This is a genomic window from uncultured Oscillibacter sp., from assembly GCF_910587525.1.
In the GTDB taxonomy this organism is placed as follows: Bacteria; Bacillota; Clostridia; order Oscillospirales; family Oscillospiraceae; genus Oscillibacter.
In genome coordinates this window covers 1-3,268 of sequence record NZ_CAJULS010000192.1, presented here as the reverse complement: position 1 = coordinate 3,268, position 3,268 = coordinate 1, and the positions used below count along the sequence as shown (strand labels likewise).

Annotated in this window: 5 protein-coding genes; 1 reads left to right on the top strand and 4 read right to left on the bottom strand. The window is 65.1% G+C overall.

Annotation, left to right across the window (positions count from 1 at the left end; genetic code table 11):
- Positions 1-298: 298 nt before the first annotated feature.
- From QZ326_RS12210 to mutY, 4 genes are read right to left on the bottom strand one after another with little or no spacing between them, the layout of a single operon-like run.
- Entirely contained in the window at positions 299-1,171 is an 873-nt protein-coding gene (locus tag QZ326_RS12210; RefSeq protein ID WP_295745629.1) for a radical SAM protein, read from the bottom strand.
- Positions 1,168-1,656: a PF20097 family protein gene (locus QZ326_RS12205; protein WP_295745626.1), complete on the bottom strand. Its 489-nt coding sequence runs from the start codon at positions 1,654-1,656 to the stop codon at positions 1,168-1,170. Before QZ326_RS12205 ends, QZ326_RS12210 begins: the two co-directional genes overlap by 4 nt.
- Positions 1,657-1,658: 2 nt before the next feature.
- Positions 1,659-1,841 carry a hypothetical protein gene (locus QZ326_RS12200; protein WP_295745623.1) on the bottom strand — a complete coding sequence of 61 codons (183 nt, stop codon included), beginning with the start codon at positions 1,839-1,841 and terminating at the stop codon, positions 1,659-1,661.
- Between the two features lies 1 nt (position 1,842).
- On the bottom strand, positions 1,843-2,922 hold the full coding sequence (gene mutY / locus QZ326_RS12195) for an A/G-specific adenine glycosylase (RefSeq protein ID WP_295745621.1): 1,080 nt from the start codon (positions 2,920-2,922) through the stop codon (positions 1,843-1,845).
- A 195-nt stretch (positions 2,923-3,117) separates the two neighbouring features.
- Here mutY and QZ326_RS12190 point away from each other — a divergent pair.
- The coding region (locus QZ326_RS12190; protein ID WP_295745632.1) for a MerR family transcriptional regulator at positions 3,118-3,268 on the top strand (151 nt) is incomplete at its 3' end.

The window sequence follows — 3,268 nt, the reverse complement described above, 5'->3', positions numbered from 1 at the left end:
TCTTCTCCGCACGGAGCCAGCCAGGCGCGAAGCGCGGGAAGAGAAGAAAGTCCTTGCGTCCACGCATCAAGTCTGCTAAGCGCCCTTCAATCGAAGCGGAAGATTTCCGCAACCACCAAAAAGTCTTTTTCTCTTTTGGACCGTGCACGGCCCGCCAAGGTGAGCCGCGAAGCGGCGAGAGGGCCCTCTGGAGGGTTTTCTCTTTTTCTGCGCGCAGAAAAAGAGAAAATGGAGGGTGCATTCTGTGCCGCAAAGCGGCACAATCCCGCGTCCCCGTCCCCCGCGGGGGGCCTCCCCCTCATATGCCCCGCATATCAAATGCAGGCGTATACTCCTCCCGGGCGGAGGTCCGCTCCTGCGTATAGCCGTCGGCAATCCCGCAGTTGGCCATATAGTCCGCCGCGGCGCGGTACTCCCCCTTCGTCACATGACGGGCAAGTTTTCCCCCCGCCCCGGGCTGGGGCGTGTACTGGCTCATGAGGGAAAACAGCACCTCTCCGGGGCGGAAAGTCTCCGCCACCCAGTCGATTACCCGCCGGGTGTTCTCCAGCTCCCCCGGCAGGATCAGGTGCCGGATCAGCACGCCGGATTTCAGCAGGCCGCCCTCCATCCGGTACGGCCCCGTCTGACGAAACATCTCCAAAATGGCGGCGGAGGCCCAATCAAAATAATCCGCCGCGCCGGAGTACCGCTCCGCCGGGCCCGGCAGGGCATATTTCAGATCCGGCAGGTACACCTGGACCCTGCCCTCCAAAAGCCGCAGCGTCTCCGCCCGCTCGTACCCGCCGGAGTTCCACACCACCGGCACCGGCCAGAGCTCCTCCCCCAGGGCCTCCAGAATGGCGGGGGTGAAGTGGGTGGGGGTCACCAGATCGATACAGGCCGCCCCCTGGGCGATGAGCTCATGGAAAATCTCCCGCAGGCGCACGGCGGTCAGAATCTTCCCCGCGCCCCCCTGAGAGATAGGCGCGTTCTGGCAGAAGACACACCTGAGATTGCATCCGGAGAAGAACACCGTCCCGGCTCCCCGCTCCCCGGTGAGGCAGGGCTCCTCCCACTGGTGCAGCATAGCGCGGGCAGCCACCGGAGCGGAGGGCATGGCGCACACGCCGCCGGAGAGGGTTTCTGTCCGCTCCGCGCCGCAGTTCCGGGGACAGAGGCGGCAGATCATGGGGCCTCCTCCCCCTCCCCGGCAGACTCGGTTTTCTCCGGTTCCTCCAGGGCCGACCACCGGTCTGTGTTCTCAGGGCTGAGAAGCCCGGAGGCGTCGATGGTCATTTTTTTGCAGTCCTCACAGTACCACGTGGTCTTATAGTTCGCCAGGAATCCCTCATTGTCCACCTGCAGCCGCCGGTCCCGGACCTCCCTGGACGGCCCGATCCACGCGGCTCGTGTGGTCATCCGGCCCGGCGTCCAGATGATGCCGCTCCGGCTGGCGGCAAGATATCCCCGCTCCATCTCCTTGCCGCACCAGGGACAGACCTCCTTGGGCTGGGCCTCCCACTCCGCCTGTTTGGCGGCGGCTTTGGCTCTGCGCTCCTCGCTCCAATCCCGCAGGGTGTTCAGGGGATTTTCGATAGGCTCCCGCTCCTGTTTGGCCCGCTTTTTGGCGGGGTCCATGTCCCAGGGGTCCTCAGATTTTTTCCAGAAGGCCATTGTCACTCCTCCTCGTCCTCTACTTCCTCGTAGTCCACCGTATACACCGGCCCCCTGAACTTTGGCCCCGCGCCCTTCCGGACAGACCGCCACCGCACCAAAAACAGTAGCACGCCCACGATCAAAAAGGGCAGTAGCCGCCCCAGCGTCATCACAACAGCCAGTAAGATCCGCAATACCGCCATGCTATCTCTCCTCCAGCAGACTCCGGGCCTCCCCATAGTACCGGGCAAAGGCCGAGGGCACCGCGTGGGCCTCCAGCCCGGCCCCGTCCGCCCAGCGGAACTCCGCCGGGCCCGCACCGGCGGTCTCCAGGGCGTAGCCGGTCATGCGCCACTCCACATGGGTGAAAATGTGCTTTGCCGTCAGCTTTCGTCTCCAGGCCTTGGGCTCCAGGCCCCAGGCCCGCACCGCCGCCGCGGCCTCCGCCTCGTCCAGCGTGCCCTCCGTGTTGGGAAACTCCCACAGCCCTGCCAGGAGACCCGCGTCCGGCCGCCGCCGCAGGGCGATTTCCCCGTTTCGCAGCAGCAGAAACACCGTCTTCTCCTCTACCCGGCGGGCCTTTTTCGCCGCCTTCACCGGCAGGCTCTCCGCCGTGCCCCGGAGACGGCCCAGGCAGAAGTCCCGGGCGGGACAGGCATCGCACTTCGGCGGACCGTTGGGGACGCAGACCGTAGCCCCCAGCTCCATCACGGCCTGGTTGAAAATGCGCACGTCCGCCTCCGCCTCCGGCATCAGGCCGCGGACCTGCTCCTGAACGGCCCTCTTCGTCCCCGGGGCGGCGATGTCGTCATGGCAGTCCGTCAGGCGGGCGACACAGCGGAGAACGTTGCCGTCCACCGCCGGCTCCCGGAGCCCAAAGGCCGCCGAGGCAATGGCCCCGGCGGTGTACTCTCCGATCCCCGGCAGGGCCAGCAGGCCCCCATAGGTACCGGGGAAGGCGCCCCGCTCCGCCACCAGTTTCGCCGCCTTCTGGAGGTTCCGGGCCCGGCTGTAATAGCCAAGGCCCTCCCACAGTTTCATCAGGCGGTCCTCCGGCGCGGCGGCAAGGGCCTCCACCGTGGGGAAGGCCGCGAGAAACCGGGCATAATACCCCAGCACTGCTGCCACCCGGGTCTGCTGGAGCATGATCTCCGAGACCCAAATGTGGTAGGGGTCCGCCGTGTGCCGCCAGGGCAAATCCCGGGCGCTGGCCCGGTACCAGGCCAGAAGGGGCTCCGGCAGGAGGGCCAGAGGATTTTCACTTGTCAGAATTTTTTCTTCCATGGGGGAATTATAACATGAAACGGGGAAAAAGGGAAGCGGTTCCCTCCAAACCCCGGTGGAGGAGGGGTCCCTGCGCTTCTGGAGGAGCGGCCCGCGCAGGGGTGGGGACCTGCAAAAGAAAACTTTTTTCAAAAAACTCTTGACCTTCCCCCTTCTGGAAGGTATATCATCATATCAGAAAGCGAGGTGAACCGTCTGAAAATCAACGAGGTGGAGGCCCTGGTGGGCATCACAAAGAAAAACATCCGCTTTTACGAGGCCGAGGGTCTGCTGACGCCCCGGCGGAACAGTGAGAACGGCTACCGGGACTACGGCGAGGCGGAGGTGGCCGCGCTGCGGCAGATCA

Excerpts from the sequence above, each read along its gene's own strand:
- QZ326_RS12210 (WP_295745629.1), bottom strand. The coding sequence starts at position 1,171 with ATGATCTGCCGCCTCTGTCCCCGGAACTGCGGCGCGGAGCGGACAGAA.
- mutY (WP_295745621.1), bottom strand. The coding sequence starts at position 2,922 with ATGGAAGAAAAAATTCTGACAAGTGAAAATCCTCTGGCCCTCCTGCCG.
- QZ326_RS12200 (WP_295745623.1), bottom strand. The coding sequence starts at position 1,841 with ATGGCGGTATTGCGGATCTTACTGGCTGTTGTGATGACGCTGGGGCGG.
- QZ326_RS12205 (WP_295745626.1), bottom strand. The coding sequence starts at position 1,656 with ATGGCCTTCTGGAAAAAATCTGAGGACCCCTGGGACATGGACCCCGCC.